Annotated in this window: 22 protein-coding genes; 2 read left to right on the forward strand and 20 right to left on the reverse strand. The window is 62.1% G+C overall.

Going from position 1 to position 25,473, the window contains the following annotated elements:
• Positions 1-162 precede the first annotated feature (162 nt).
• Entirely contained in the window at positions 163-1,575 is a 1,413-nt protein-coding gene (gene gltX, locus ACSSVQ_RS02595; RefSeq protein ID WP_293327320.1) for a glutamate--tRNA ligase, read from the forward strand.
• Positions 1,576-1,673: 98 nt separating this feature from the next.
• Entirely contained in the window at positions 1,674-2,987 is a 1,314-nt protein-coding gene (gene gltA, locus ACSSVQ_RS02600) for a citrate synthase (RefSeq protein WP_293327321.1), read from the forward strand.
• Between the two features lie 70 nt (positions 2,988-3,057).
• On the opposite strand, the gene ACSSVQ_RS02605 is transcribed toward gltA, so the two are convergent.
• The 20 genes from ACSSVQ_RS02605 to ACSSVQ_RS02700 form a co-directional block, all read right to left on the reverse strand.
• Positions 3,058-4,032, reverse strand: a complete 975-nt coding sequence (locus ACSSVQ_RS02605) for a phosphatase PAP2 family protein (RefSeq protein WP_454180719.1) — start codon at positions 4,030-4,032, stop codon at positions 3,058-3,060.
• A gap of 126 nt (positions 4,033-4,158) precedes the next feature.
• Positions 4,159-5,352 carry a lipid-A-disaccharide synthase gene (lpxB, locus tag ACSSVQ_RS02610; protein ID WP_454180720.1) on the reverse strand — a complete coding sequence of 398 codons (1,194 nt, stop codon included), beginning with the start codon at positions 5,350-5,352 and terminating at the stop codon, positions 4,159-4,161.
• A complete protein-coding gene (locus ACSSVQ_RS02615; protein WP_454180721.1) occupies positions 5,349-6,245 on the reverse strand; it encodes an LpxI family protein in 897 nt (298 codons plus the stop codon). The genes lpxB and ACSSVQ_RS02615 overlap by 4 nt, the downstream gene beginning before the upstream one ends.
• 22 nt (positions 6,246-6,267) lie before the next feature.
• A complete protein-coding gene (gene lpxA / locus ACSSVQ_RS02620) occupies positions 6,268-7,068 on the reverse strand; it encodes an acyl-ACP--UDP-N-acetylglucosamine O-acyltransferase (RefSeq protein ID WP_454180722.1) in 801 nt (266 codons plus the stop codon).
• Positions 7,068-7,544, reverse strand: coding sequence for a 3-hydroxyacyl-ACP dehydratase FabZ (gene fabZ, locus ACSSVQ_RS02625; RefSeq protein ID WP_293327331.1), 477 nt, complete (start codon positions 7,542-7,544; stop codon positions 7,068-7,070). The genes lpxA and fabZ overlap by 1 nt, the downstream gene beginning before the upstream one ends.
• Before the next feature lie 51 nt (positions 7,545-7,595).
• The gene (gene lpxD, locus ACSSVQ_RS02630) at positions 7,596-8,654 is read right to left on the reverse strand and encodes a UDP-3-O-(3-hydroxymyristoyl)glucosamine N-acyltransferase (protein WP_454180723.1); all 1,059 of its coding nucleotides are present in this window, start codon (positions 8,652-8,654) and stop codon (positions 7,596-7,598) included.
• A 39-nt stretch (positions 8,655-8,693) separates the two neighbouring features.
• Positions 8,694-9,314 carry an OmpH family outer membrane protein gene (locus ACSSVQ_RS02635; RefSeq protein WP_293327335.1) on the reverse strand — a complete coding sequence of 207 codons (621 nt, stop codon included), beginning with the start codon at positions 9,312-9,314 and terminating at the stop codon, positions 8,694-8,696.
• A gap of 82 nt (positions 9,315-9,396) precedes the next feature.
• Entirely contained in the window at positions 9,397-11,724 is a 2,328-nt protein-coding gene (bamA, locus tag ACSSVQ_RS02640) for an outer membrane protein assembly factor BamA (RefSeq protein ID WP_293327337.1), read from the reverse strand.
• A gap of 107 nt (positions 11,725-11,831) precedes the next feature.
• Positions 11,832-13,001, reverse strand: a complete 1,170-nt coding sequence (gene rseP, locus ACSSVQ_RS02645; protein WP_454180724.1) for an RIP metalloprotease RseP — start codon at positions 12,999-13,001, stop codon at positions 11,832-11,834.
• 148 nt (positions 13,002-13,149) lie between these two features.
• Positions 13,150-14,352, reverse strand: coding sequence for a 1-deoxy-D-xylulose-5-phosphate reductoisomerase (locus ACSSVQ_RS02650; RefSeq protein ID WP_454184635.1), 1,203 nt, complete (start codon positions 14,350-14,352; stop codon positions 13,150-13,152).
• Positions 14,352-15,218, reverse strand: coding sequence for a phosphatidate cytidylyltransferase (locus ACSSVQ_RS02655; protein WP_454180725.1), 867 nt, complete (start codon positions 15,216-15,218; stop codon positions 14,352-14,354). Before ACSSVQ_RS02655 ends, ACSSVQ_RS02650 begins: the two co-directional genes overlap by 1 nt.
• A gap of 7 nt (positions 15,219-15,225) precedes the next feature.
• Positions 15,226-15,981, reverse strand: a complete 756-nt coding sequence (locus tag ACSSVQ_RS02660) for an isoprenyl transferase (RefSeq protein WP_454184636.1) — start codon at positions 15,979-15,981, stop codon at positions 15,226-15,228.
• Between the two features lie 90 nt (positions 15,982-16,071).
• Positions 16,072-16,641 carry a ribosome recycling factor gene (gene frr, locus ACSSVQ_RS02665; RefSeq protein WP_293329027.1) on the reverse strand — a complete coding sequence of 190 codons (570 nt, stop codon included), beginning with the start codon at positions 16,639-16,641 and terminating at the stop codon, positions 16,072-16,074.
• A 40-nt stretch (positions 16,642-16,681) separates the two neighbouring features.
• Entirely contained in the window at positions 16,682-17,452 is a 771-nt protein-coding gene (pyrH, locus tag ACSSVQ_RS02670) for a UMP kinase (RefSeq protein WP_454180726.1), read from the reverse strand.
• Positions 17,453-17,589: 137 nt separating this feature from the next.
• Positions 17,590-18,513: a translation elongation factor Ts gene (gene tsf, locus ACSSVQ_RS02675; protein ID WP_293329029.1), complete on the reverse strand. Its 924-nt coding sequence runs from the start codon at positions 18,511-18,513 to the stop codon at positions 17,590-17,592.
• Positions 18,514-18,652: 139 nt separating this feature from the next.
• The gene (rpsB, locus tag ACSSVQ_RS02680; RefSeq protein WP_293329030.1) at positions 18,653-19,477 is read right to left on the reverse strand and encodes a 30S ribosomal protein S2; all 825 of its coding nucleotides are present in this window, start codon (positions 19,475-19,477) and stop codon (positions 18,653-18,655) included.
• A gap of 263 nt (positions 19,478-19,740) precedes the next feature.
• Positions 19,741-23,175: a DNA polymerase III subunit alpha gene (gene dnaE, locus ACSSVQ_RS02685; RefSeq protein WP_454180727.1), complete on the reverse strand. Its 3,435-nt coding sequence runs from the start codon at positions 23,173-23,175 to the stop codon at positions 19,741-19,743.
• 70 nt (positions 23,176-23,245) lie between these two features.
• Positions 23,246-23,395 (reverse strand): hypothetical protein, encoded by a 150-nt coding sequence (locus ACSSVQ_RS02690; RefSeq protein ID WP_454180728.1) that lies wholly within the window; start codon positions 23,393-23,395, stop codon positions 23,246-23,248.
• Positions 23,396-23,473: 78 nt separating this feature from the next.
• Positions 23,474-24,355 carry a LysR family transcriptional regulator gene (locus tag ACSSVQ_RS02695; protein ID WP_454180729.1) on the reverse strand — a complete coding sequence of 294 codons (882 nt, stop codon included), beginning with the start codon at positions 24,353-24,355 and terminating at the stop codon, positions 23,474-23,476.
• Positions 24,356-24,385: 30 nt separating this feature from the next.
• Positions 24,386-25,450, reverse strand: a complete 1,065-nt coding sequence (locus ACSSVQ_RS02700; protein ID WP_454180730.1) for a YeiH family protein — start codon at positions 25,448-25,450, stop codon at positions 24,386-24,388.
• Positions 25,451-25,473: the final 23 nt, after the last annotated feature.

The following is a 25,473-nucleotide window of genomic DNA, read 5'->3' on the forward strand; positions in this document are numbered from 1 at the left end:
ACGCTGCGTTGCCGCAATGTGCTAGAACACCCCCGTCCCGCAGCGGACCCAGAGGCCGATTTGCGCCACGGGCGAGGCCCCACCTTGGGTCAAAGCTTGCCAACAATCTGTTCCCCTGCCTAGCCGCCTCAGGATGCGGTAACGGATGGATGACGGAAGAGCATGCCGGAAGAGAAAAAAGTCATAACGCGTTTCGCCCCCTCACCGACGGGCTTCTTGCACATCGGTGGCGGCAGAACTGCCCTTTTCAACTGGCTCTTCGCGCGCCATCACGGGGGCACGTTCCTGCTTCGCATCGAGGACACGGATCGCGAGCGTTCGACCGATGAAGCCATCGCCGCCATTTTCGAAGGCATGCGCTGGCTGGGTCTGGACTGGGACGAGGAACCCGTTTTCCAGTTTTCCCGCCAGCAGCGCCATGTCGAAGTCGTGCAGCAGCTTCTGGCGCAGGGGCATGCCTATTATTGCTATGCCAGCAAGGAAGAGCTGGAGGAGATGCGCGAGACGGCCAAGGCGGAAGGCCGCCCCTGGCGCTATGACGGACGCTGGCGCGACCGCGACCCATCCGAAGCGCCGGAAGGCGTGAAGCCGGTCGTCCGCTTCCGCTCGCCGGATGAAGGCGAAACGCTTGTTCGCGACCATGTGATGGGCGAAGTGCGTTTCCCGAACGACCAGCTCGACGACCTCATCATTCTACGTAGCGACGGTTCGCCGACCTACAATCTTTCCGTCGTGGTGGACGACCACGATATGGGCATTACCCATGTCATTCGCGGCGACGACCATCTGACCAATGCCGGACGCCAGAGCCAGATCTATCAGGCCATGGGATGGGACGTTCCCGAGTTCGCCCATGTGCCGATGATCCTGGGCCCCGACGGCGCCAAGCTCTCGAAGCGGCACGGTGCGCTCGGCGTGGATGCCTATCGCGACATGGGATATCTGCCCGAAGCCATGCGCAACTATCTCGCGCGGCTGGGCTGGAGCCATGGCGACGACGAGATCTTCTCCACCGAGCAGGCCATCGAATGGTTCGGCCTCGACACGGTGGGCCGCTCGCCGGCGCGTTTCGACTTCGCCAAGCTGGAAAGCCTCAACGGCCATTATATCCGGCATGCCGACGACACCCGCCTTGCCGAAGACATGCTGTCTCTCATGCACCGCCTGGAAGGCTGGGAGGTCGACGAGGCTTTCCGCGAAAAGGTTGCCCAGGTCATGCCCGCGGCCAAGGAGCGCGCCAAGACGCTGCTCGAACTGGCCGACGCGGCTTCCTTTCTCCGCGTCACCCGCCCGCTCTCGCTCGATGCAAAAGCCTCCAAGCTGCTCGATGACGGCGCGCGGTCACTGCTGGGCAAATTGCACGGGCGTCTCTCCGCCAACGATGTCTGGGAAACCGCCAGCGTCGAAGCCACGGTGCGCTCTTTCGCGGAAGAAGAAGAACTCAAGCTCGGAAAGGTGGCGCAGCCGCTACGCGCCGCCGTAACGGGCACCACCGTTTCACCACCGATTTTCGACGTTCTAGCAACGCTGGGACGCGAGGAAGCACTGGGACGGATCAAGGATCAGGCCGCCTGAACGTCCTTCGGGACGGCAGGGGCCGCTAGTATAGATGTTCAACACCTGAACCGGCATGGTGAGACCCGGCCGGCACAGCCAGAAGAGGACAGGCAGCTATGACACAACACGGAACGAAAGCGGGTTCGTCGACCACCGCCCAGCTCACGGTGGATGGCAAATCCTATGACCTGCCGGTCTATAGCGGATCCCTCGGCCCGAGCGTTGTCGACATTTCGAAACTCTACGGACAGAGCGGCCGTTTCACCTACGATCCGGGCTTCACCTCCACGGCGAGCTGCGAATCCGACATCACCTTCATCGACGGCGAAGAAGGCGTGCTGCTCTATCGCGGCTATCCGATCGACCAGCTTGCCGAGAAGGGCAATTTCATCGAGACCTGCTATCTCCTGCTCAACGGCGAATTGCCGTCCGACACGGAGTACACGGAATTCGAACGCGCCATCACCATGCACACCATGGTGCATGAGCAGATGACCTACTTCCTGCGCGGCTTCCGCCGGGACGCGCATCCCATGGCCATCATGTGCGGCATGGTGGGCGCCCTTTCGGCCTTCTATCATGACAGCACGGACATCAACGATCCGATGCAGCGCATGATTGCGAGCCGCCGGATGATCGCCAAGATGCCGACCATCGCCGCCATGGCCTACAAATATTCCGTCGGCCAGCCGGTGGTCTATCCGCGCAACGATCTCGACTACGCCGAGAACTTCCTGCATATGTGCTTCTCGGTCCCGGCCGAGACCTATCAGGTCGATCCGGTTTTGGCGCGCGCCATGGACCGCATCTTCATCCTGCATGCCGATCACGAGCAGAACGCGTCCACGTCGACGGTTCGCCTTGCCGGTTCGTCGGGCGCCAATCCGTTCGCCTGCATCGCCGCCGGTATCGCCTGCCTCTGGGGCCCGGCGCATGGCGGCGCCAACGAAGCCGCGCTCAACATGCTGCAGGAAATCGGGTCGGTGGACCGCATTCCGGAATTCATCGCCCGCGCCAAGGACAAGGACGATCCGTTCCGCCTGATGGGCTTCGGTCACCGCGTCTACAAGAACTACGACCCGCGCGCCCGCGTGATGCAGCAGACCTGCCATGAGGTTCTGGGCGTTCTGGGCATCAAGGACGATCCGCTTCTCGATGTGGCGCTGGAGCTGGAAAAGATCGCTCTCAATGACGAATATTTCGTCGAGAAAAAGCTCTACCCGAATATCGACTTCTATTCGGGCATCACGCTGAAGGCGATGGGTTTCCCGACCACCATGTTCACCGTGCTGTTCGCGCTGGCCCGCACCGTGGGCTGGATCGCGCAGTGGAACGAGATGATCCAGGACCCGAACCAGCGCATCGGCCGTCCGCGCCAGCTCTATACGGGTGCGCAGGCGCGCGACTATGTCGATATCGCCAAGCGCTGATCGCGCGACATTCCGGAATGCAAAGGGCGCCCCACGGGGCGCCCTTTTTTTGCTTGCTTGTTTGCGGCCCTCAGAAAGACACAGCACCTTCTCGGGCAGGTTCCCAGTCTTCCTCCGCGTCTCGTTGCGCGAACAGGCCTTTGTAGAAGGGCATGAAAGCAAACGCTGCGCATATCAGACAGGCGACAATCGTGCCTGCGATCAGGTCGATGAAGTAGTGAGCGCCGAAGACAGGCGTCGCAGCGATCATGACCACGGTATAGGCGAGCACTGCCGGAAAGAACGAGGTTCTCCAGAAGCTGATGGCGAGCACGATACCCGCCGCCGTGTGGAAGGATGGGAATACGGTCAGCCCGGGCATGGCGCCCATATGGAGCGTATGAGGGAGCCCGCTTCTCATCTGATTGAGAGCGTCGATGGCGTAGACACCCGGCACCGTCTTGAAATGAGCGATGCTGGATACGTCGCCGAAATAGGTCGCGACGGCGCCCTTCGCGGGCAGAAACACACCGATCGCGGTGCATACCAGCGCGACGACCATGAATGTTTCCATGAAATATCTGGCCCTCTTCATGTCGCCGATCCAGACAAGCAGGACGAACCCGACGAAGCTGACCATCGACAAAGAGGTGTAGCTGTAGTCCAGAACCAGCTGGACGCCGGGGTTCAACTGGACGAAACGGAAATAGCTGTGCCAGTCGACCGGCAGAAAGCCGTCCCAATGGATCAGCAAGCGATCCGTATAGGGCAGATCGAACCACATGCTGGCCTGGTTCAGGATCCTGAGCGACACCCAGGCGACCAGCAGAAAAGCGATCCCTTGCATGAAGTGAACGAGGCGGCCGGACAGCCTTTCCATTGTCGGGCTCGAGAAGGTTCGCCGCTCAATCACCGTGGAAAGGACGATCACGAATACGACCTGCACCGACAGAAGAACCAGCTCGGACCCAGCAAAGGACACATTGGAGAACGCGAGCCAAATCGCATCCACCACTGCCACAATCAGAACGAGCAGATAGGCATTTCGTCCCGGAAAGAGCTGCATCCTTAACCCTCGTGCATTTTCGGCCAAGGCATTATCGGCAAGCAGATTTGTTATTTTGTTAAGGGCGCCGCCATTCGCCTCAAGAGTGCAGGCAAAACTGTCTCAAGATGGGAAGGCGGCGATTTTTCAGGGCGCAGGCAGCGCTTTCGTATCGAGTATTTCCAGCACGGCGCGCGCCGCACGCACACTGGGGTGCTCGCCCCCGGCGCCCATGCGGGCTTTCAACTCATCAAGGTCGGCAAGTGCGCGGCTGCGCTCCGGCGTGTCCTTGAGAAGAGGAAGCAACGCGGCGCCCAGATTTTCCGGTGTGCAGCGATACTGAAGAAGTTCCTGCACCGACGGCTTGTCGAGGATCAGGTTCACCAGCACCACCGAGGGCACTTTCAGCATACGCCCGACCAGCGTTCCGGCTATCCGGTCAATACGATAGCCGATCACCATGGGCACACGGGCAAGCCCCAGTTCGAGGGAAACGGTGCCGGAGGCCGCCAGCGCGGCGGTCGCCGCGTCGAAGGCCGCGCGCTTTTCGGCCTCGTCCTGAATGACGGTGACGGGCAGATTCCATTTCTCGACCTCTGCCCGGACATAGTCTCCCACATGGGGAACGGTGGGCAGCACGATTTGAAGGTCCGGCATCTCCTTGCCGAGGCGGGCCGCCGTTTCCCCGAAAATGCCCATCAACCGCTTCACCTCGTTGACTCGGCTACCGGGCAGCAAGAGCAGAAGCGGCGCTTCGGCGGGAATGCGATGCGCTTCGCGAAACCGCTTGCCCGCTCCCTCCTCGGGCAGGCGGTTGATGGCGGGATGGCCGACATAGACACAGTCCAGACCGGCTTGCGCCTTGAAGAAGGCCGGCTCGAACGGCAGCAGCGCGAGCACCCTGCGCAGATAGCGCGCCATGGCCCGCGCGCGACCGCGCCGCCATGCCCAAACACTTGGCGAGACGTAGTTGACGATCGGGATCTCGGGCGCCTTTTTCGCAACCCGGCGCGCCACGAGATGCGTGAAATCCGGGCTGTCGATAATGATCATCACATCCGGCTTGTGGGCGATGGCGAAATTCGCCGTCTGCCGGATTCGACGCAGGATAAGCGGCAGGCGCGGCACGACCTCGCGCGGCCCCATGACGGAAATATCCGTCATCGGGAAAATGGATGAGAGCCCCTGCTCTTCCATGCGGGCGCCACCGACACCACAGAAGCTGACCTTTTCCCCGGTCATATCCTTCAGCGCCTGCATCAACTCGCCGCCAAGCGCATCGCCCGACGGCTCGCCCGCCACCAGCATGATGCGGGGGCCGGTCTCCGCGTCACTGTTCATCGCGTGTCCGCCCGGGTCTCGGCGGACGGAAGCCCCACGACGAAGAGGCCCAGCCGGTTCGCCGCTTCGGTCATGGCGTCGATGTCGTCGACCAGCGCGCCGCCGCCTTCGACCGCGATGCCGGCAAGCCCCGCCGCCGCCGCGTTTTCAACCGTGCGGACGCCTATGGTGGGCAGATCCATGCGGCGCTCCTGGCCCGGCTTGGGCAGCTTCACCAACACCCCTTCGCGGGCCGTTTCGCTGCCGTGCAAATGTTCGGGAAGGTTCGCCACTCTCTCCAGCATCGCATCGGTGCCTTCCGCCGCCTCCAGCGCCAGCACAATGCCCCGACACGCGACGGCGCCCTGCCCGATGTCGAGCGCACCGATCGCCCTTGCCGCGTTCACGGCAACGGCGATATCGCTCTTCTGGCTGTCATCGGGCACGAGTTTCGTCAGGGCGCCTTCGGGGGCGAGCAGGCCGCCGGAAATTTCATGAGCGCCAACGATACGAACGCCGGTCTCATCCTGAATATAGCCGCCGAGCCCCCGCAACAGACCGTCATCGCCCTGCTTCATCCAGCTTCTGAGTTTCGGCAGGAGACGGATGGCCGTCATGTCGAGGCTGAGCTTGCGTAAATCCGGGCGGGTCACCGCGCCGATCAACACCATTTCCTCGCACCGGTTATCCTTCAGCAGGCTGATGAACTTCCCCATCGCCCCGAGCCGGTTCCAGGCATGCGGAAAGGCCTCGATCTCCGATCCGGCAAAGCCTTCGATCCCGATGACGAAAACCTCGCGCCCTTCGGCGAGGGCAGCCTTTGCCAGCGACACAGGCAAGGGGCCTGCGCCGGCCACTATGGCGAGTTTCGGCAACCTTGAACTGGAGGCCCCGCTGGACTGCGATGCCGTCATGGCCTGTTCTCTCCGCCGGCCGTCAGGCCGCCTGCCCCTGCTTGGGAACCACCAGACCGCGGCTCGCCTCATCCTGAATGAAGTTCACGATCATCATGACCTCCGGGTTGTCCCCGTAAAGGTCCGCCGCCTTGGCAACCCGGTCGCGAAGCGCGCCTTCCGGCGCGAATATGACGTCATAGGCTTCGCGCAAGGCGGATATCTGCTGACGCGTGAAGCCGCGCCGCTTCATGCCGACGAGGTTGAGGCCGACCATGTGGGCGCGATTGCCGATCACAAGGCCGAACGGGATGACATCGTTTTCGACACCGCTCATCCCGCCGATAAAGGCATGTTTGCCGACGCGGCCGAACTGCTGAAGCGCCGCGCCGCCGCCGAAGATCACGTAATCCTCGACAGTGCAGTGACCGGCGAGCATGACATTGTTGGAGAAGACGACGTAGTCGCCCACCTTGGAGTCGTGACCGACATGCGACCCCGCCAGAAAGGCGCAATGGTTTCCGACGCGCGTGACCATGCCGCCGCCTTCGGTACCGGGGTTCATCGTCACATTCTCGCGAATGATATTGTCGGTCCCGATTTCGAGCGTGCTTTCCTCGCCCTTGAATTTCAGGTCCTGCGGCGCATGCCCGATCGAGGCAAAGGGAAATATCTCCGTGCGCGCACCGACCGTCGTATGGCCGGCGACGACCACGTGGCTGTGCAGAACGACACCGTCATCCAGCACGACGTTTGGCCCAATCGTGCAGAAGGCGCCGATACGCACATTCGCACCGATGCGAGCCGCGGGGTCGATAATTGCCGTGGGGTGAATATCGGTCATTACACCTTTGCCTGGTCGACGATCATTGCACCAAAGTCGGCTTCCGCCACCAACACACCGTCGACCTTGCCTTCGCCATGATATTTCCAGACGGCGCCGCGGCTTCGAATCTTCGTCACGTGAATTTCCAGCTTGTCGCCCGGCACGACCGGCTTGCGGAAGCGCGCCTTGTCGACGGTCATGAAATAGACGAGCTGGTTGCTGCCCTCCGTTCCCAGGCTGCTGATCACGAGAGCCCCCGCGGTCTGCGCCATGGCTTCCACGATGAGAACGCCGGGCATCACCGGGTTGCCGGGGAAATGTCCCTGGAAAAACGGCTCGTTGTTGGTCACGCTTTTAATACCGATGGCGGACTCGTCGCCCTTCATCTCGACGATGCGGTCGATCATCAGCATCGGATAGCGATGGGGGAGAAGCTCCATGACACGGTTAATGTCGGCGCTGTCCGGCCTTTCTTTTGCCTCGGTCTGACTCATGCTTGCGTCCTCTATGAGACCCCGGATTCCATGCTGCCTGGCAGCAGAACCTCATTCCTTGCCGGCACCGGGCTTACGCCGCTGTCCCAGCCTTTTTATCGCGACTATTTCGCGACGCCATTCGCTTATCGGCCGCGCCGGCGCACCGCCATATTGCTGACCGGCCGGCACGTCGTGCACGACGGCGCTTCGTGCCGCAATCTGCGCGCCTGTGTTAATGGTGATATGTCCGACAAGACCTACCTGCGCGGCGAGCACAACGAAATCGCCCAGCTTGGTGCTCCCCGAGATGCCGGTCTGCGAAACGATGATGCAGCCGCGCCCCGTCTGCACGTTGTGGCCGATCTGAACCAGATTATCAATCTTGGTTCCCTCGCCGATCACCGTGTCGGGCCCCGCGCCGCGATCCACGGTCGTGTTCGCGCCGATCTCCACATCGTTCTGGATGATGACGCGGCCAAGCTGGGGCACCTTTTCGTGATGCGGTAATCCCATGGCAAAGCCAAAGCCGTCCTGACCGATGCAGGCGCCGGGATGAATGATCACACGGTCACCGATATGGGCATGGCTCACCGTGACATTCGGCGCAATGAAGCAGTCGCGCCCGATCGTGCAGCCCTTGGCGATGCTCGCATTGGCCCCGATCACCGTACCGGTCCCGACTTCCACATGCGCACCGATGGCCGCGCCGGCTTCCACCGTCGCGCCCGCTGCAATCTTTGCCGTGGGGTGAACATGGGCCCCCGGAGAAATTTCTCCGGCATCCCCCATCGTGTCTTCGCCGGTCGCTTCCGCCGGATAGAAGAGCTGGCTCGCCAGGGCGAAGGCCCGGTAAGGGTCCTCGCTGAGCAGAAGGCCTACCCCCTCCGGCGCTTCATCGGCCATGCCCGGCTTGATCAAGCAGGCTCCCGCCGAGGTGGCGCGAAACGCATCCTTGTATTTCGGATTGTCGAGGAAGCTGAGATGGGTCGGGCCCGCACTGTCCAGCGGGGCAACGTCATCCATCTGCCGGGAAGCGTCCGTCCCCGGAGCCAATTGGGCCCCTACACGTTCGGCGATGTCGCCAAGCGTGAAAGGGCCCTTGTTCGTAAAGAAGCGCGGATCCGCCATTCTGTACCATCACAGCCGGTGGACCCGGCGCGCCTCATTCTATTTCTTGCCTTGCTGCTGCTTCTGCAACTCCGCCATGGAGACGGGCTTGACCTTCACATCGGAGAGCTTTTCGTTCAGCCGCTTGAGCGCTTCCTGCGTGATATCGAGATCGACGCCGCCAGCCAGCACAACCGACTGATCCAGCAGCACCGTGCCGCCGCGCTCCTTCATGATATCGACGAAAATCGGGCGCAATGCCGCCTGGACCTTCGCACGCGCCTGCTGGGTACCGAGCTGGAAGGCCTGGCCCTTCTCCTGCATCGTCTTCTGAAGCTGACGATCCTTCTTCTGCAGCGCCTCGACCTTCTTCTGGAACTCGCCCTGAGAAAGAAGAGCGCGCTGGTCGCCGAGCTTCTTGGCTTCGGCTTCCATTTTCTTGCTCTGCTTCTGGTTCTCCGCCTGAAGGGCTTCGGCCTGCGCCTGCGCCTGTTTGCGAATGCTCTGGCCTACCTTCGACTGCGCGAAGAGCTGTTCGGTATTCACAATAAGGATGACGGCCGGCTTCGCCGTGGCACCGTCTTCGGCTTTTGCCGGAACGGATACAACCGACGCCGTGGCGACAAATGCAACTGCGGCCATGACAGCCGTGATACGCGATACAAACTGATTACGTTTCATCTTCTTTAGCTTCCTTCCCCCCGTTTGCTCCCACGCGGCGGTTCCCAATTTTTCGGATAACCGCCGCAACTCGTCGATTGATTTAGAACTGCGTCCCCGCGCTGAAGCGGAAGATCTGCTCCTGGTCGTAGTTTTCGGACATCAGCACTTTCGCGAAGTCCAGCTTCACCGGACCGAACGGCGACTGCCAGTTGACGCTGATACCGGTGGACACACGCGGCGCGAAAGCATCCTTGATATTGGTTGTGCCGTACGGATCGCGGGTATCGTTCAGGCCGATATAGCCATAATCGGCAAAGATCGCCGTACGGATACCGAGCGCTTCAGGAATGCCGTTCGGGAAGGTCAATTCGGTCGACCCGATGACATAGGCCTGAGCGCCGATCGCATCCTGGTTGGTCGTGTTGAGATCTCGGGGACCAACGCCACCACGCTTGAAGCCGCGAATTTCAGCGCCACCGAGATAGAAATGGTCGGACAAACGAACGCGCTGCCCAAGTCCATGCACATAGCCGCCCTTCAGGCTCTGCGTTGCAACGAAGCCTTTAGCGACCTTGTAATAGTAGCGAGCGTCAGCTTCCGTTTTCACGTAACGGACGGTGCCGCCCAGACCAGCGAAGTTCTGATCGAACTGGAAGTCCCAGCCGCCGGTCGGATCCACGGGATCGTTACGATCGTCGTAGTAATACCGGTAGCCGATGATCGAACGAAGTTCCGATCCCGCCGCATCCTGAATGATCGCAGAGGTCGAGCTCACATTGTAGATCTTGTCCAGGCGGAGCTGATAGCGCAGCAGCAGGTTGCTCTTTTCCGAGAGCGGGAAACCGAACCGAAGTCCGCCGCCCTGGGTCATCGAGTCATAGGAAGCTTCCCTCTGGAAGTCCGTCTGACTGCCGAAGAGGTCGATACCGCCGACCAGATTCCGGCCCAGGAAATAGGGGTCGGTGTAATGGAAGTCGATCAACTGCCTGCGCAGCGAAAGCGACAGATTTGCGCTGATCTGAAGCCCTTTGCCGAGGAAGTTGCGCTCCGCCAGCTGAATGCCTGCAACGGCATTGTCCAGCGTGGAGAAGCCCGCGCTCAATGAGAGTGAGCCGGTGGACTGTTCCTGCACATCTACATTGACGATGGTTCGATCAGGTTCGGAGCCCGGATTCTGCGTGACGTCCACGCGCGAGAAATATTGCAGCCCGCGAATGTTCTTCTCGGACTTGTCGAGAAGGACCTTGTTGAAGGCATCGCCTTCGGACATTTCCATCTGCCGACGGATCACCGAATCCAGTGTGCGCGAATTGCCGGTGATGTTGATCCGCTCCACATAGACGCGCGGCCCTTCCGATATCTGGAAGGAAATGTCGATGGTCTTCGTGTCCTTGTGGCGCTTCACACGCGGGCGTACTTCGGCAAACGCGTAGCCTGCGGCACCGGCCTGATAGGTCAGCGCGTCGACGGTCTTGTCGATCAGGCCGGCATCATAGGTTTCGCCTTCCTTGGGCAAAATCTGCTTCTCAAGCGTATCCCGGTTCAGCTTGTCGAGTTCGGTGGTGAGCGAAATCTTGCCGAATTTGTAGACCGGGCCTTCCTCGACCGTGAAGGTGATGTAGAAGGCGCTCTGGTCGCGGCTCAACTCCGCCTCGGCCGAGACGACACGGAAGTCGGCATAACCGCGCTGAAGATAGTAACGACGCAGCAATTCGCGGTCGTAGGTCAGCCTGTCGGGATCGTAGCTGTCGGAAGACGAAAAGAACTTCCACCAGGCCGACTCCGAGGTTGAGATCACGTCCCTGAGATCGCTGTCGCTGAACTTCTCGTTCCCGATGAAGTTGATCGAGGCAACCTTGGTCTTCGGGCCTTCGCTGATTTCGAAAACGAGATCGACGCGGTTCTGGGGAAGCTGAATGATCTTGGGTTCAACGGTCGCGGAAAAGCGCCCTCCCCGCCGATAAAGCTCTACGATGCGGGTCACATCGGACTGCACCTTTGCGCGCGTATAGACCACGCGCGGTTTGAGCTGGATTTCCTCATTCAGCGTATCGCTGTCGATGGAACTGTTCCCCTCGAAGGCGACGCGGTTGATGATCGGATTTTCCGCAACGGAGACGATCAGGGTCGATCCGGTCATATTCATCGAAATATCGGCGAAAAGACCCGTGCGAAAGAGCGCCTTGATCGACGCATCGGCGCCGGCGGCGGTATAGGTGCTGCCGCGCTTCAGCGTCATGTAGGAAATGACGGTATCATCCTCGATGCGCTGATTGCCCCGCACATCGATTTGCCGGATGACGGGTCCCTCCTGCGCCATCGCAGGCGTTACCAGATGCAGCGAACTGCCCCCCGGCACCGTTCCAAGAAGCGCCAGTGCGAAGAACACCGCCACGCCAAGCGCCATCATCCCTGGAAGTCTGGTCATTCTCGTCCCCAGATATCTCATACCGTCAACAACCCAAGACCCGGCCACCGGAATATTCCCGGCGCCGAAGTTCTGCCATCGCAATGCCGACACGCTTTCCCCCCGGATCAGCTGAACAGAGAGCTCAGGAACGAAAAGACCTGCAAATGCACCAGATCGTTCCATGTCGCAAAAACCATCAGCATCATTACAAGCGCCAAGCCGATCCTGAAACCGACTTCCTGTGCCTGCTCGCCCAGAGGCCGTCCGCGGACCGCCTCGACTGCATAGTAGAGAAGATGCCCGCCATCAAGCAGAGGAACCGGAAACAGGTTCAAAAGCCCGATACTGACGGACAGCATCGCCGTCATGTTGAGTAATGCAACAAAACCAAATGACGCCACCTGCCCCGACACCTGCGCGATCCGCAACGGTCCGCCAAGCTGATCGGCGTCCCGCGTTCCGCTGACGATGCCCCCCAGATAGTTCATCGTGCTGGACACCACGAACCAGGTTTCCTTCGCGCCGAGCCATATGCTCGTCAGCGGGTCGGTCCGGACGACCTTGATGCCCTGTTCGCCGCCCTTGCTCTCGATCCCCAGAATGGGAAGCTTGTGCACATTACCGAAGCGGTCGGTGATTTCCTGCATGCGCGGCGTTGCGACCAGCGTGACCTCCCGGTCGCCGCGGCGGACGACGAATGTCAGCGGCTCGCCGCTACTCGCCGCCACTATGCGCTGCATGTCTTCGAAGGTGTCGATCTTGCTGCCGTCGATCTTCACGACATAGTCGCCAGCTTCAAAACCGGCTTCATCCGCGGCTGTTCCCTGACGCACGCCATCAACCGTCGGCAGCGCCACCGTCTGCCCTGCAAACGTGTAGATGCCGGCGAAAATCGCGATCGCCAGGATGAAATTCGCGATCGGTCCGGCAGCGACCACCGCGGCGCGCTGCCAGAGCGGTTTGAAATGGAACAGGCCTTTGCGCTGGCTATCGGGGATGGCGGCGAGTTGCTCACGACTGGGCATGCTCGCGGCGTTTTCGTCCCCGGCGAATTTCACGAAACCGCCAAGCGGAATCCAGCTCAGCTTCCAGCGCGTCTGATGACGATCATTCCAACCGAAAATCTCGGGCCCGAAACCGATGGAGAAGGTGTCGACCTTCACGCCGCAGCGCCGCGCCACCCAGAAATGCCCCAGCTCGTGGAAGAAAACCACGACGCCAAGGACAAAAATGAACGGCAGCAGATAGCTGAAAAGCGTCTCCCCGAACCCACCAATACTCGCCAGAATGCTCATATTATCCAACTTCTTTCACTGGCCGCCGGGGTACTCCCCGGTCGTGCCGGCGATCATATCAGCCAAGGATGCCCAATACATGGACAAACGTCCGGCAAAGCCACCATTTTCCGCGAGTCACCAGCCCCTGACGGCGGTACAGCCTACGTCAGCATGACCGCTTTTGCACCCATTCAGACGCCAGTTTTCGCGACAGGGCATCCAATTCGTAAACGTCTTCCAGGCCTGACGGCACCTGCGTTCCCCAGGCGTCGCTGCGCAGGACCTCTTCGACGGTAGCGGCGATTTCGGCGAAGGGGAGCCTACCGTTCAGAAAGGCTGCGACGGCGACCTCATTGGCGGCATTGAGTACGTTTGGTGCGGCGCCGCCATCCTTCAGCGCCTCCCTTGCCAGCCGAAGGAGCGGAAACCTAACAACATCAGGGACTTCGAAGGTTAATTTACCGATTTCCGCGAAGTCCAGACGCGCGCTTGGCGTGGCCATGCGCGACGGCCATGCCAGCGTGTAGCCGATGGGCGTCCGCATGTCGGGCGAGCCCAGCTGGGCAAGCACGGATCCGTCGACATATTCGACCATGGAGTGAATGATCGACTCTGGGTGGATGATGACGTCGATCTGGCTCTCTTCCACCGGAAACAGGTAAAACGCCTCGATCAACTCAAGGCCCTTGTTCATCAGCGTCGCGCTGTCGACTGAAATCTTGGCTCCCATCTCCCAGCGGGGATGAGCGACGGCCTGGGCCGGCGTGGCCGTGGCCATCTCCTCCACCGTCCAGGTCCGGAACGGACCGCCCGACGCCGTCAGAATGATCCGGGAGATGCTCTCGGGCTTGTCGGCCTCCAGCACCTGGAAAATGGCATTGTGCTCGGAGTCCACTGGCAGGAGGACGGCGCCCGAGCGCTCGACCTCCGCCAGAAACAACGCTCCCGCCGAGACAAGGCATTCCTTGTTCGCAAGCGCCACGCAGGCCCCTCGCCGTACCGCGGCCAGCGTCGGCGCGAGCCCCGCTGCGCCGACAATGCCCGCCATAACGAAATCGGAAGGACGGGAAGCGGCCTCATCAATAGCTGCGGCCCCTGCCGCCGCCTCGATCCCGCTTCCGGCCAGGCCCTGTTTCAAGGCGTCATAGCCCGCGGGGTCGCCGATCACCGCAACCGACGGGCGGAATTTGAGAGCCTGCGCCACAAGAGCATCGACATTGCGGTGTGCCGTCAGCGCCTCGATCTCAAAGCTTTCCGGCTGGCGTTCCACGAGATCGAGCGTCGAACAACCGATCGAGCCGGTCGAGCCGAGTATGGTGATACGCCTTGGCGTCGCATTCGACGCGGGCAGCTTTTCCGCTTCCGCCATCAGGGCCAAATCAGCACTCCAGCCGCCGGGTTAGCGGCATTGTGAACAATTCCAAGCAGGGCCGCGGCGACCGTCACCGCCATCAGACCGTCGACCCGGTCCAGCACACCCCCATGACCGGGGATGAGATGCCCGGAATCCTTCAGGCCGGCACGGCGCTTCATGGCGGATTCGAAGAAATCGCCCAGTTGTTCGACGATTGCCAGCCCCGCGCTCACGACCGCCAGCAGTATGGGAGAGCCCGCCCCGATCATCAATGCGGCCGCCACGCCCGCCGCAACGGCCCCGACCATGCCCCCTATAAGCCCGGCCCAGGTCTTTTTCGGCGAAATGGACGGCATGAGCTTCGGCCCGCCGATCGTGCGGCCTGCGAAATAGGCAAAGCTGTCGATGGCCCACACCATCACCAGAAGCCAGAAGACAGCCTCAAGGCCATAGGAAGGATCGTTCCGCAGCCAGATAAGCGCCACGAAAGGCAGAACCAGATAGGGATAGGCGATCAGGGCCTGCCCCGCCGATCTCTGCCGCCACAAGCGACCGGCCAGCGCGAAGGCCATAATGCCTGCGGCAACGGCAAGGCCAGCCGAGGGAAGCCCGGCGGCGGCAAAGGCAATGGCCAGCAGCACGGCGAGTATCAGGCCGAGCGCATCGCGAACCCCCGTGCTGCGATAGATGAGATGCGAAACCTCCAGCGCCATCGCGACCGCCGCAATGGCCAGCATCGCGGCGAAAATCCATCCGCCCGCCCAGGTACAGGCCAATGCCAGCGGCGCCAGCAAAAGGGCGGAGACAACGCGCCGCGCCATATCGCCAAATCGGGCGCTGCCCATTCGGGAGGTATCGGGCGGACCGCCTGGTTCAGTCATATCGCGATCAGCTTCCATTTCCCGCCGGGACAGCGCCGAAACGGCGCTGGCGGCCGTTGAACTCGGCAATGGCGGCACGAAGATGATCCGGCGTGAAGTCCGGCCAGAACACATCGTCGAAGAGAAGCTCGGAATAGGCGCTTTGCCAGATCAGGAAGTTGGAGAGGCGCTTTTCGCCACTGGTACGGATCACGAGGTCGGGATCGGGAATGCCCGCCGTGTCGAGATAGGCGGATACCGTGTCCGGCGTGATCTCGCTTGCGCGGAGCTTGCCGGCCTCCACTTCCTGTGCGATGCGGCGCATGGCGCAGGCAATCTCGTTCTTGCCGCCATAATTGAACGCGATGATCAGGCGCAGCCTCGTATTGGCGCGGGTCAGCGTTTCGGCTTCATCGATGAGGGAGACCAGATCGGGATCGAGATGCGTGCGATCGCCGATGATGCGAATATTGACGCCGTTGCGGTGCAGCTCCGCGAGGTCGCGCCGGATGAACAGGCGCAACAATCCCATCAGGTCGTTCACTTCCTCGGGCGGACGGTTCCAGTTTTCGGAGCTGAAGCTGTAGAGCGTCAGATATTCGATGCCGATTTCGGAGGCGGCCCGGACGATGACGCGAACCGCTTCGACACCTTGGCGGTGCCCGGCAGCCCGAGGCAAATGGCGCTTGGCGGCCCAGCGTCCATTGCCGTCCATAATGATGGCGACATGACGCGGCACCGCCTGAGAGGCGGTCTCGCTGTCATTTTGCTTGGACGTCAACATCATACCGTCAACCGGGTTTTCTTATTTTAGCCTGGTCTGAGCGACCGTCATCCCGATAGTGAAACCTGCCATCAAGGCAACAGCAAGGCCTCACACCTGCATGATTTCACTTTCTTTGTGGGCCAGCGCGGCGTCGATTTCCGCGATGAACTTGTCGGTCAAAGACTGGACCTCATCGCTCCAGATCTTGTGATCGTCCTTGCTCATCTTGCCGTCCTTTTCGAGCTTTTTCAGCTCGTCCATCGCGTCGCGGCGTACATTGCGCACAGCGATGCGGGCCTGCTCGGTATAGCGCGCGGCGACCTTGGTCAGTTCCTGACGACGCTCTTCATTGAGCTCGGGGATCGGCAGGCGGAGCAGCGTGCCGTCGACAACCGGATTGAGGCCGAGGCCGGAATTGCGGATCGCCTTTTCGACGGCCGCCACCATGCCCTTGTCCCAGACGGAAACCGTCAGCATACGGGGCTCGGGCACACCGACCGTGCCGACCTGGTTGAGCGGCATGGTCTGTCCATAGGCGTCGACGGTGATCGGATCCAGCAGGCTCGCGGTCGCGCGGCCTGTCCGCAGGCCGCCGAACTCGGTCTTCAGTGCCTGCACAGCGCCCTTCATGCGGCGTTCGGTGTCGTCCAGATCGAATGTTTCTTCTTGGTCAGCCATGTCGGTTCCTTCCGTGCCTTGGTTCGCCCGCAAGCGTTTCTCAGGCAGCGTTCTCGATGATAGTGCAGCGTCCCTTGCCCGTCAGAACATCGACCAGGGAGCCGGAATCGTGAATGGAAAAAACGATGATCGGAATATCGTTTTCCCGGGCCAGCGCGATGGCGGAGGTATCCATCACCTTCAGATCGCGCGCGATCACGTCGAAATAGGTCAGCCGCTCGTAGCGTTCCGCGTCGGGGACCTTCTTGGGGTCGTCGGAATATACGCCGTCGACCTGCGTCCCCTTCAGCAGCGCATCGCAGCCCATTTCGGTGGCACGAAGCGCGGCGGCGGTATCGGTGGTGAAAAAGGGATTGCCGGTGCCGGCCGCGAAAATGACGACCCGTCCCTTTTCCATGTGTCGCACCGCGCGGCGGCGGATATAGGGCTCGCAAATGGTCATCATGGGAATGGCGGAAAGAACCCGGGTGGGCACATCCAGGCGTTCCAGCGAATTCTGCATGGCCAGCGCGTTCATGACGGTTGCCAGCATGCCCATATAGTCCGCGCTTGCCCGCTCCATCCCCTTGGCCGCGCCCGACAGCCCGCGGAAAATGTTGCCGCCGCCGATCACCAGGCAAACCTCCACGCCGATCTCGCAGGCCTGCTGGATTTCCCGGGCGATGCGATCGACCGTGCCGACATCGATACCGTATTGGGTATCCCCCATCAGGGCTTCGCCCGACACCTTCAGGAGGACGCGGGCGTAACGCGGCTTATCGGCGCCTTCGGCTGCGCTTTCGGTTGCACTTCTCGTGGCACTGGCGGACATGGGCAGGATTCCGGCGCTATGGGCGTGGCATCTGGACAGATGGGCTGAGGGGCGAATCCCTCCTCACCTGCCAGAGACAATAGCGCCCCCTGCGCCGGTTGGCGAAGGGGGCGCTGTATTCACAAAGGCAAAATGCCTCAACCGCGGGCGGCAGCCACTTCCGCGGCGAAATCCGCCTCTTCCTTTTCGACGCCTTCGCCAAGGCCGAAGCGCAGGAAGCCGACGACTTTCACCGGGGCGCCGATGTCGCCTTCGGCGTTCTTCACGGCCTGCTCGACGGAGTTGTCGGGGTCGATCACGAAGGCCTGGGAGAGCAGCACGACTTCCTGGAGGAACTTGCGCATGCGGCCTTCGACCATCTTCTCGATGATGTTGTCGGGGCGGCCCGATTCCTTGGCTTCGGCGATGAGCACATTGCGCTCACGCTCGATCGTGTCCTGATCCATGTCTTCGGGACGGGTGGCCAGCGGGGTCGTCGCCGCGACATGCATCGCGATCTGCTTGCCGAGCTCGGCCAGCTTTTCCTTGTCGCCGGCGGATTCGAGACCGACCAGCACGCCGATCTTGCCGAGACCCGGCACGACCTGATTGTGGACATAGGCCGCGACCACGCCCTCATCGACCGAGATGAAGCCCGCGCGGCGGACATTCATGTTCTCGCCGATCGTGCCGACGGCTTCGGTCACATAATCCTCGACGGATTTGGACGAGCCGGTGTAGGTCGCCGCCTTGAGCGCATCGACATCGCCATTGGCGTCGAGCGCCAGCTTGGCGATTTCGGAGACCATGCCCTGGAACTGTTCGTTGCGGGCCACGAAGTCGGTTTCGGAATTCACTTCCACGACCGCGCCGCGCGTACCGTCGGCAACGACGCCAACGAGACCTTCGGCGGCAACGCGACCGGCCTTCTTGGCGGCCTTGGCCAGACCCTTGGTCCTCAGCCAGTCAACCGCGGCTTCCATGTCGCCGTCGTTTTCCTTCAGCGCTGCCTTGCAGTCCATCATGCCTGCGCCGGTCTTTTCGCGCAGTTCCTTCACCATGCTTGCGGTGATATCAGCCATCGGATTTCCTCAAAAATGCTGCGGCCTCGGCCCGCGAACAATCCGCGTCTGCCGAAGCCAGTCAAGAGCTCTCCCAAGAGCACTGGCGGGACCCCGAAGCGCGTTCGGGCAGTCCCGCCAGGCCGAATTCGGACCCGGCTTACTCGGCCGGGGTTTCGGCCGCCGGCTCAGCCGCTGCTTCGGCTGCCGGGGCTTCTTCAGCCGCGGGGGCGTCAGCCAGCGCGGGCTCGGCCATCGGTTCCGCCTCGGCGCCGATATCGACACCCATGGAGCCCTGGCTCTGCGAGATACCGTCGATCACCGCGCGGGAGATCAGATCGGTGTAGAGGCTGATGGCGCGCGCCGCGTCGTCATTGCCCGGGATCGGATAGGCAATGCCGTCCGGATCGCAGTTGGAATCCAGAATGGCAACGACCGGGATGCCGAGCTTGCGGGCTTCCTGAATGGCGATCGTTTCCTTGTTCGTGTCGATCACGAACATCAGGTCGGGAATGCCGCCCATGTCCTTGATACCGCCGATGGCGCGCTCAAGCTTGTCGCGCTCGCGGGTCATCATCAGGACTTCCTTCTTGGTCAGGCCACGGGCCTCGCCACCAAGGATCTCGTCCAGTTCGCGCAGGCGACGGATCGAGTTGGAAATCGTCTTCCAGTTGGTCAGCGTGCCGCCGAGCCAACGGTGATTGATGTAGTACTGGGCGCACTGGCGCGCCGCCTCGGCGATCGGATCGGAGGCCTGGCGCTTGGTGCCGACGAAGAGCACACGGCCGCCACCGGCCACCACATCGCGCACGGCGACAAGCGCCTGGTGCAGAAGCGGCACCGTCTGGGCCAGATCGATGATGTGGATGTTGTTGCGGTTGCCGAAGAGGAAGGTCTCCATCTTCGGGTTCCAGCGATGGGTCTGGTGACCGAAGTGAACACCGGCCTCCAGCAATTGACGCATAGTAAAATCGGGGAGTGCCATGACACCCTGCTCCTTTTTCCGGTTGGACCTCCGCGGGGGGAAACGTGTCGGCCTCGCATTGAATGAAGCCGACCGCACCGGACGGGGGCACCCTATGTTGTCTCTGTGACGACCCGTTGAAGATCGGACAGAGACGGTGGGTACACCCAACCCCGCGTGTGGAATGGCGCCGGTATAGGGGGAGAAAGGCTGAAAAGCAAGCGTGAATAGCGGCTTAGCGCGGCCTGTCGGGGCGCGACCAGGCGGGCGGATTTCGCGGCCCGTCAGATTTCCTGCACCTCGATGACGCCGGTCATGGATTTGATCGCGCCGCGGATTTCGGGCGTCACGCGGTAGCGATCCTTCAGCTCGATCTCGATTTCACGACCCTTGTCGGCCAAAAGGACAAGGGAAACAATCCCTTTCCCCTTTTCCTTGAGACGTGTCTTGAGCGGTTCGAGCGTGGAAGGATCCTCCAGGAAGACTTTCATGCCCTCTTCCACATTGGCGGTCGCGGCCTCCAGCGACTGAACGGCCAGAGCCCGGAGCTTCACCTCATCGCCCGCGCGATCGATTTCCACGGAGACGACCACGGATTTGCCGGGCTCCATGTCATCGCGCGAGGCGGAGAGCACCTCGGAAAACACGATCATCTCGAACTGGCCGGTCGGATCGGACAGGTTGAGAAAGGCGAAGGGATTGCCCTTCTTGGAACGTCGTTCCTGACGGGCCGTCACCGTTCCGGCCATCTTGGCGGCCGGGGTGCTGCGCGACAGCATTTCCGCATAGGTGACGACACCCGCCCGCTTGAGCGAGGTCAGATATCCGTCCAGCGGGTGGCCGGAGAGGTAGAAGCCGATGGCGTTGAATTCCTCATTGAGGCGCTGTATCGGCGTCCAGCTTTCCACGCGCGGCAGGGCCGGATTGGCCATCGCGGCTCCGCTATCGCCGCCGAAGAGGTTCACCTGCTGGGTCTCGCGCTCCTCCGCCGCCGAACTAGCGATGCCCATCAAAAGATCCGCGCTTGCAAGGAGTTGGGCCCGATCCTTGTGAAGATCGTCGAAGGCGCCGGCGCGGACCAGATTCTCGAAGGTGCGCTTGTTGATGAAGCGCGGGCTGACGCGGCGCGCAAAGTCGTAGATGTCGCTGAAGGGCCCGCCTTCCCGGCGGACTTCCACCACATGCTCCATCGCCTGACGGCCGACATTCTTGATGGCGGCGAGCGCGTAGAGCACCTCGCCGTTCTCCACCGTGAACATGGCCTCGGAGCGGTTCACCGATGGCGGGCAAACCTTGATGCCAAGACGGGTCGCTTCTTCCTTGAAAACATTCAGCTTATCGGTGTTGTTGAGATCGAGGCTCATGGAGGCGGCCAGGAACTCCACCGGGTAGTTCGCCTTCAGCCAGGCCGTCTGATAGGCGACCAGCGCATAAGCGGCGGCATGCGACTTGTTGAAGCCATAGCCCGCGAACTTGTCCACCAGCTCGAAGATTTCCGCCGCCTTGGCCTTGTCCACGCCCTTCTCGACGGCGCCGGTGACGAAGCGTTCCTTCTGCTTCTCCATCTCCGCCTTGATCTTCTTGCCCATGGCGCGGCGGAGAAGGTCGGCTTCGCCCAGCGAGTAGCCGGAGAGGATCTGCGCGATCTGCATCACCTGCTCCTGATAGATGATGACGCCATGCGTCTCGCGCAGGACATCTTCCAGCCAGGGATGCAGATAGTCGGGCTTTTCCTCGCCTTTCTTGCAGGCGATGTATTTCGGGATGTTGTCCATGGGGCCCGGGCGGTAGAGCGCCACCATGGCGATGATGTCTTCGAAGCGGTCGGCATTGAGCTTGCGGAGCATGTCGCGCATGCCCGAACTTTCAAGCTGGAACACACCGACCGTCTGCCCCTTTGCCAGCATCTCGTAGCTGGCCCTGTCGTCCAGCGGCAAATGGGCGAGATCGACCTCGATATCCCGGAGTTTCAGCAGGTTGACCGCCTGCTGAAGGACGGTGAGCGTCTTCAGGCCGAGAAAGTCGAACTTCACGAGGCCCGCCGGTTCCACCCATTTCATGTTGAACTGGGTCACCGGCATATCCGAGCGGGGGTCGCGATAGAGCGGCACCAGCTCATCCAGCGGGCGGTCGCCGATCACCACGCCGGCGGCGTGGGTGGAGGCGTGGCGATAGAGCCCCTCCAGCTTCTGGCCGATTTCCAGCATGCGGGCGACGGTCTCGTCGTTCTTCGCTTCCTCCTGAAGGCGCGGTTCCCCCTCGATCGCTTCGGGCAGCGTGACCGGATTGGCCGGATTATTGGGCACGAGCTTGCAGAGCCGGTCCACCTGGCCATAGGGAAGCTGGAGGACGCGCCCCACGTCGCGCAGCACGGCGCGGGCCTGAAGCTTACCGAAGGTGATGATCTGGGCGACCTGATCGTAGCCATAGCGATCCTGCACATAGCGGATCACCTCGTCGCGCCGGTCCTGACAGAAGTCGATATCGAAGTCCGGCATGGAGACGCGCTCTGGGTTCAGAAAGCGCTCGAAGAGGAGCCCGAAACGCAAGGGATCGAGATCGGTAATGGTCAGCGCCCAGGCGACGACCGAGCCCGCGCCCGATCCGCGGCCGGGCCCGACCGGAATGTCATGCGCCTTCGCCCATTTGATGAAGTCGGCCACGATGAGGAAGTAGCCGGGGAAATCCATCTTCACGATGATATCGAGCTCGAAACGCAGGCGCTTGCGGTAGACCTCCTCATCGGCCACCGCTTCCACGGCGGCAAGACGCGCGGTGAGGCCTTCCTCGGCCTGGCGCACCAGCTCATCCGCCTCGCTGGTGCCGAGGGCGAAATTGGGCAGGATCGGCTTGTGCGTGCGCGGGCGGAAGGCGCAGCGCCGAGCGATCTCCAGCGTGTTCTCGATCGCCTCGGGCAGATCGGAGAAGAGCGCGACCATTTCGGCCTGCGACTTGAAACGGTGTTCGGGCGTCAGGCTGCGCCGGTCGGTCTGGGCGACATAGGCGCCCTCCGCGATGCAGATCATCGCGTCATGCGCTTCGAACTCGTCTTCCCTGGCAAAATAAGGTTCGTTGGTGGCGACCAGCGGGATGGCCTTTTCATAGGCCCAATCGACGAGTTGCCCCTCTGTCTGGCGTTCGCGCGCCATGCCGTGGCGCTGCAGCTCGACATAGAGCCGGTCGCCGAAGGTCTTTTGCAGCCAGTCGAGATTTTCCTCCGCCGGACCGGGCTGACCGGCCTCCAGCAGCTTGTTCACCACGCTCTCGGGCCCACCGGTCAGACAGATGAGCCCTTCCTGGCACTCCGCGATCTTGGCGAGGGGCACATGGGCGGGCTCCCCGGCTTCCGGATCGAGAAACGCCCGGCTCGAAAGCTTCATGAGGTTCTTGTAGCCCTGCTCGTCCTTGGCCAGCAGCGCAATAATGCCGGAAGGCTCGCGGCGCGGGCCACGCCCCGGCTCGTCATCGGCGGCGAGCAGGACAGGCAGCGTACAACCGATAATGGGCTGAAGCCCCGCGCCGGACAGCACTTCGGAAAATTCAAGCGCGCCGAAGAGATTGGCTGCATCCGTGATGGCCACGGCGGGCATGCCCTGCTCCTTGCAGAGCTTGGGCACATCCTTCATGCGGATCGCCCCTTCCAGCAGGGAATAGGCGGTGTGCATCCGCAGATGGATGAATTGAAGCGGTTGGGATTGCGAGGAGCGGGAATCGGCCATGGCTTGCATTCTCCCGCTCCAGCGGCCCCGTGTCAGGCGGGGCCGCGAAATAAAGATGTGGAAAAGACGATTATCCCATCAGTCCCCTGGCGATCTCGACCCAGGTCACGGCCGTGAAGATGAAAGCGGTGATGGAGGCCAGTGCCGCGATGTCCTTCAGCCAGCCATTGGTTTCGTGTCCCGTCTGCATATTCAGCCCCTTCGCGAACAGTGTGTTCATGGAATGTTCTGATGCAGATAGTTCCCTCTTTGTTCTCATCCGTCAAGAGGAAAATCTCCGGGATTATTTGGCCCGGCGTCAGGCGGATTTGCAGTGGTCGATCAGGGCCTCGGCGGCCTTGCTCAGGCGGCGCTCCTTGTGACGGACCACATAGAAAGCGCGGCGTCCTAGCGCCGGTTTCAGCCGTTTCAGCCTGCCGCCCCGAATGCTCTCGGCCACGACCAGTTCCGACAGCGCGGCAATGCCGGCGCCCGCCTCCACTGCGGCGCGCACGGCCTCGTTGGACGGCAGGACCATGGCAATGCGGCGCTCATGGATGGGCACGCCCAGGGCTGCGACCGCGTTTTCGGCTTCCGAGCGTGTGCCCGACCCCGGCTCGCGGACGATCCAGTCGGCGGCGGCAAGATCGGCGGGTTTCAGGCTGCGCCGTTCGGCCAGCGGGTGATCCGACGCGACGACAAGGACCATCTCGTCGATGCCGACCTGATCGACCGCCAGCGCGGCCGCTTTCACCTCGCCCTCGACGAAACCGATATCCGCCGTGCCCGCTTTTACCGCTTCGATGACGGCGCTGGTATTGCCCTGCTCCAGCCGGACATCGACTTCCGGTGCGCTTTCGCGGAAACGGACGAGATGCGGCGGCAGCCAATAGCTGGCGATGGTCTGGCTGGCGGCTACGTTGATCGCGCCCTTCGCGTGGGAGCCGAGTTCGCTCAGCATGAGTTCCGCCGCCTCGGCTCGGGCGACGACCGCCCTCGCCTCGCCGAGAAAGGTCTTTCCGGCAGCCGTCAGTTCGATATGACGGCCGACCCGGTCGAAGAGCCTCGTATCGTGGCGCGCCTCCAGCGCGGCGATGGCGGCGCTCACCGCCGATTGGGTCAGCCCCAATGCCGCCGCGGCCTGCGTTACATGCTCGCGTTCGGCGACGGCCAAAAAGATACGAAGCTGGTCAAGCGTCACAGGCGGGTTCCCGGAGAAATCGAAGGTCGGTCAGCTTAGCCAGGTTACGAGCCCCAGTCCCGTCACGGAAATGAATATCCAGGCCGCCGCCCCGAGGATGAGCGGCCGGAGCCCCATCGCAAGGAGCTTGCGAAAATCGGTCTCGAGGCCCATCGCGGCCACAGCAACCGCCAGCAGGAAGGTCGTCACCATTGCCGTGTCCGCCTTTGCCGTCGTTTCCAGGGGAAAGAGCGTGTTCACCACGATGAGCGCGAGAAAGCCAAAGGCGAACCAGGGGATATGAGCCCAGCGGCTCTGCGCGGCGGCGCCCTCTTCCGGTCCGGCGACATCGAGGTCACCATGGTTCTTCTCGCGAACCCAGAAGGCGGCGAGCGCCAGAATGACCGGGGCCAGCATCATCACCCGGGTGAGTTTCACGATGGTGCCGAAATGGCCCGCCGCCTCGCCGCCCTGGAATGCAGCGGCCACAACCTGCGCCACCTCGTGAATGGTCGCGCCAGTCCACAGGCCGTAGGTGTGGGAGGAGAGCGCCATGGCCGCCCCGAGGATCGGGTAAAGCAGCATGGAGATGGAGCCGAATATCGTCACGCAGGCCACGGCATAGGCGACTTCCTCATCCTCACCGCCAATGACGGCATCGGCGGCGATGACGGCGGACGCCCCGCAGATGGAGGTGCCCGAGGCGATCAGCGCGGAGAGCGACCTGCCGACGCCGAGCGCGCGGCCCATCCAGACGGTAAAGAAGAAGGTCGCGCCAAGCGTGGCGAGCGTCGCGGCGAGGCCGCCCAGCCCGACGCTTTCCACCTGCGCCAGCGTGAGCTGGAGGCCCAACAGCATGACGGCGAAGCGGAGGATGCGGCGGAGCGCGAATTTCACGCCCTGCTTGGCCGCCGCGGGCGTGCCGACGATGTTGTTGAAGGCCATGCCGAGCAGGATGGCGAGGATAAGCGGGCTCAAGGGCCCCATGCCCGGCAGCTCATGAAGGCCGGTGGCGACCGCGCCGATGATGACCGTCAGGCCCAGACCCGGCAGCAGCGCGGCTGCGTTCTGAAGGCGCGTGGGGTGCGTAACGGTTGCTGCGTCGTTGGCCGACATGACAAGGCTCCCTGTTTTCTAAC

This window comes from Parvibaculum sp. MBR-TMA-1.3b-4.2 (genome assembly GCF_053628815.1).

What these genes read in the sequence shown, in the direction of transcription:
- fabZ (WP_293327331.1), bottom strand. Translation starts at nt 7,544, where the DNA reads ATGAGTCAGACCGAGGCAAAAGAAAGGCCGGACAGCGCCGACATTAAC.
- ACSSVQ_RS02635 (WP_293327335.1), bottom strand. Translation starts at nt 9,314, where the DNA reads ATGAAACGTAATCAGTTTGTATCGCGTATCACGGCTGTCATGGCCGCA.
- ACSSVQ_RS02650 (WP_454184635.1), bottom strand. Translation starts at nt 14,352, where the DNA reads ATGGCGGAAGCGGAAAAGCTGCCCGCGTCGAATGCGACGCCAAGGCGT.
- ACSSVQ_RS02655 (WP_454180725.1), bottom strand. Translation starts at nt 15,218, where the DNA reads ATGACTGAACCAGGCGGTCCGCCCGATACCTCCCGAATGGGCAGCGCC.
- gltA (WP_293327321.1), top strand. Translation starts at nt 1,674, where the DNA reads ATGACACAACACGGAACGAAAGCGGGTTCGTCGACCACCGCCCAGCTC.
- lpxD (WP_454180723.1), bottom strand. Translation starts at nt 8,654, where the DNA reads ATGGCGGATCCGCGCTTCTTTACGAACAAGGGCCCTTTCACGCTTGGC.
- tsf (WP_293329029.1), bottom strand. Translation starts at nt 18,513, where the DNA reads ATGGCTGATATCACCGCAAGCATGGTGAAGGAACTGCGCGAAAAGACC.
- ACSSVQ_RS02660 (WP_454184636.1), bottom strand. Translation starts at nt 15,981, where the DNA reads ATGTTGACGTCCAAGCAAAATGACAGCGAGACCGCCTCTCAGGCGGTG.
- rpsB (WP_293329030.1), bottom strand. Translation starts at nt 19,477, where the DNA reads ATGGCACTCCCCGATTTTACTATGCGTCAATTGCTGGAGGCCGGTGTT.
- frr (WP_293329027.1), bottom strand. Translation starts at nt 16,641, where the DNA reads ATGGCTGACCAAGAAGAAACATTCGATCTGGACGACACCGAACGCCGC.
- bamA (WP_293327337.1), bottom strand. Translation starts at nt 11,724, where the DNA reads ATGACCAGACTTCCAGGGATGATGGCGCTTGGCGTGGCGGTGTTCTTC.
- pyrH (WP_454180726.1), bottom strand. Translation starts at nt 17,452, where the DNA reads ATGTCCGCCAGTGCCACGAGAAGTGCAACCGAAAGCGCAGCCGAAGGC.
- ACSSVQ_RS02615 (WP_454180721.1), bottom strand. Translation starts at nt 6,245, where the DNA reads ATGACGGCATCGCAGTCCAGCGGGGCCTCCAGTTCAAGGTTGCCGAAA.
- ACSSVQ_RS02690 (WP_454180728.1), bottom strand. Translation starts at nt 23,395, where the DNA reads ATGAACACACTGTTCGCGAAGGGGCTGAATATGCAGACGGGACACGAA.
- gltX (WP_293327320.1), top strand. Translation starts at nt 163, where the DNA reads ATGCCGGAAGAGAAAAAAGTCATAACGCGTTTCGCCCCCTCACCGACG.
- lpxA (WP_454180722.1), bottom strand. Translation starts at nt 7,068, where the DNA reads ATGACCGATATTCACCCCACGGCAATTATCGACCCCGCGGCTCGCATC.
- dnaE (WP_454180727.1), bottom strand. Translation starts at nt 23,175, where the DNA reads ATGGCCGATTCCCGCTCCTCGCAATCCCAACCGCTTCAATTCATCCAT.
- ACSSVQ_RS02605 (WP_454180719.1), bottom strand. Translation starts at nt 4,032, where the DNA reads ATGCAGCTCTTTCCGGGACGAAATGCCTATCTGCTCGTTCTGATTGTG.
- ACSSVQ_RS02700 (WP_454180730.1), bottom strand. Translation starts at nt 25,450, where the DNA reads ATGTCGGCCAACGACGCAGCAACCGTTACGCACCCCACGCGCCTTCAG.
- lpxB (WP_454180720.1), bottom strand. Translation starts at nt 5,352, where the DNA reads ATGAACAGTGACGCGGAGACCGGCCCCCGCATCATGCTGGTGGCGGGC.
- rseP (WP_454180724.1), bottom strand. Translation starts at nt 13,001, where the DNA reads ATGAGCATTCTGGCGAGTATTGGTGGGTTCGGGGAGACGCTTTTCAGC.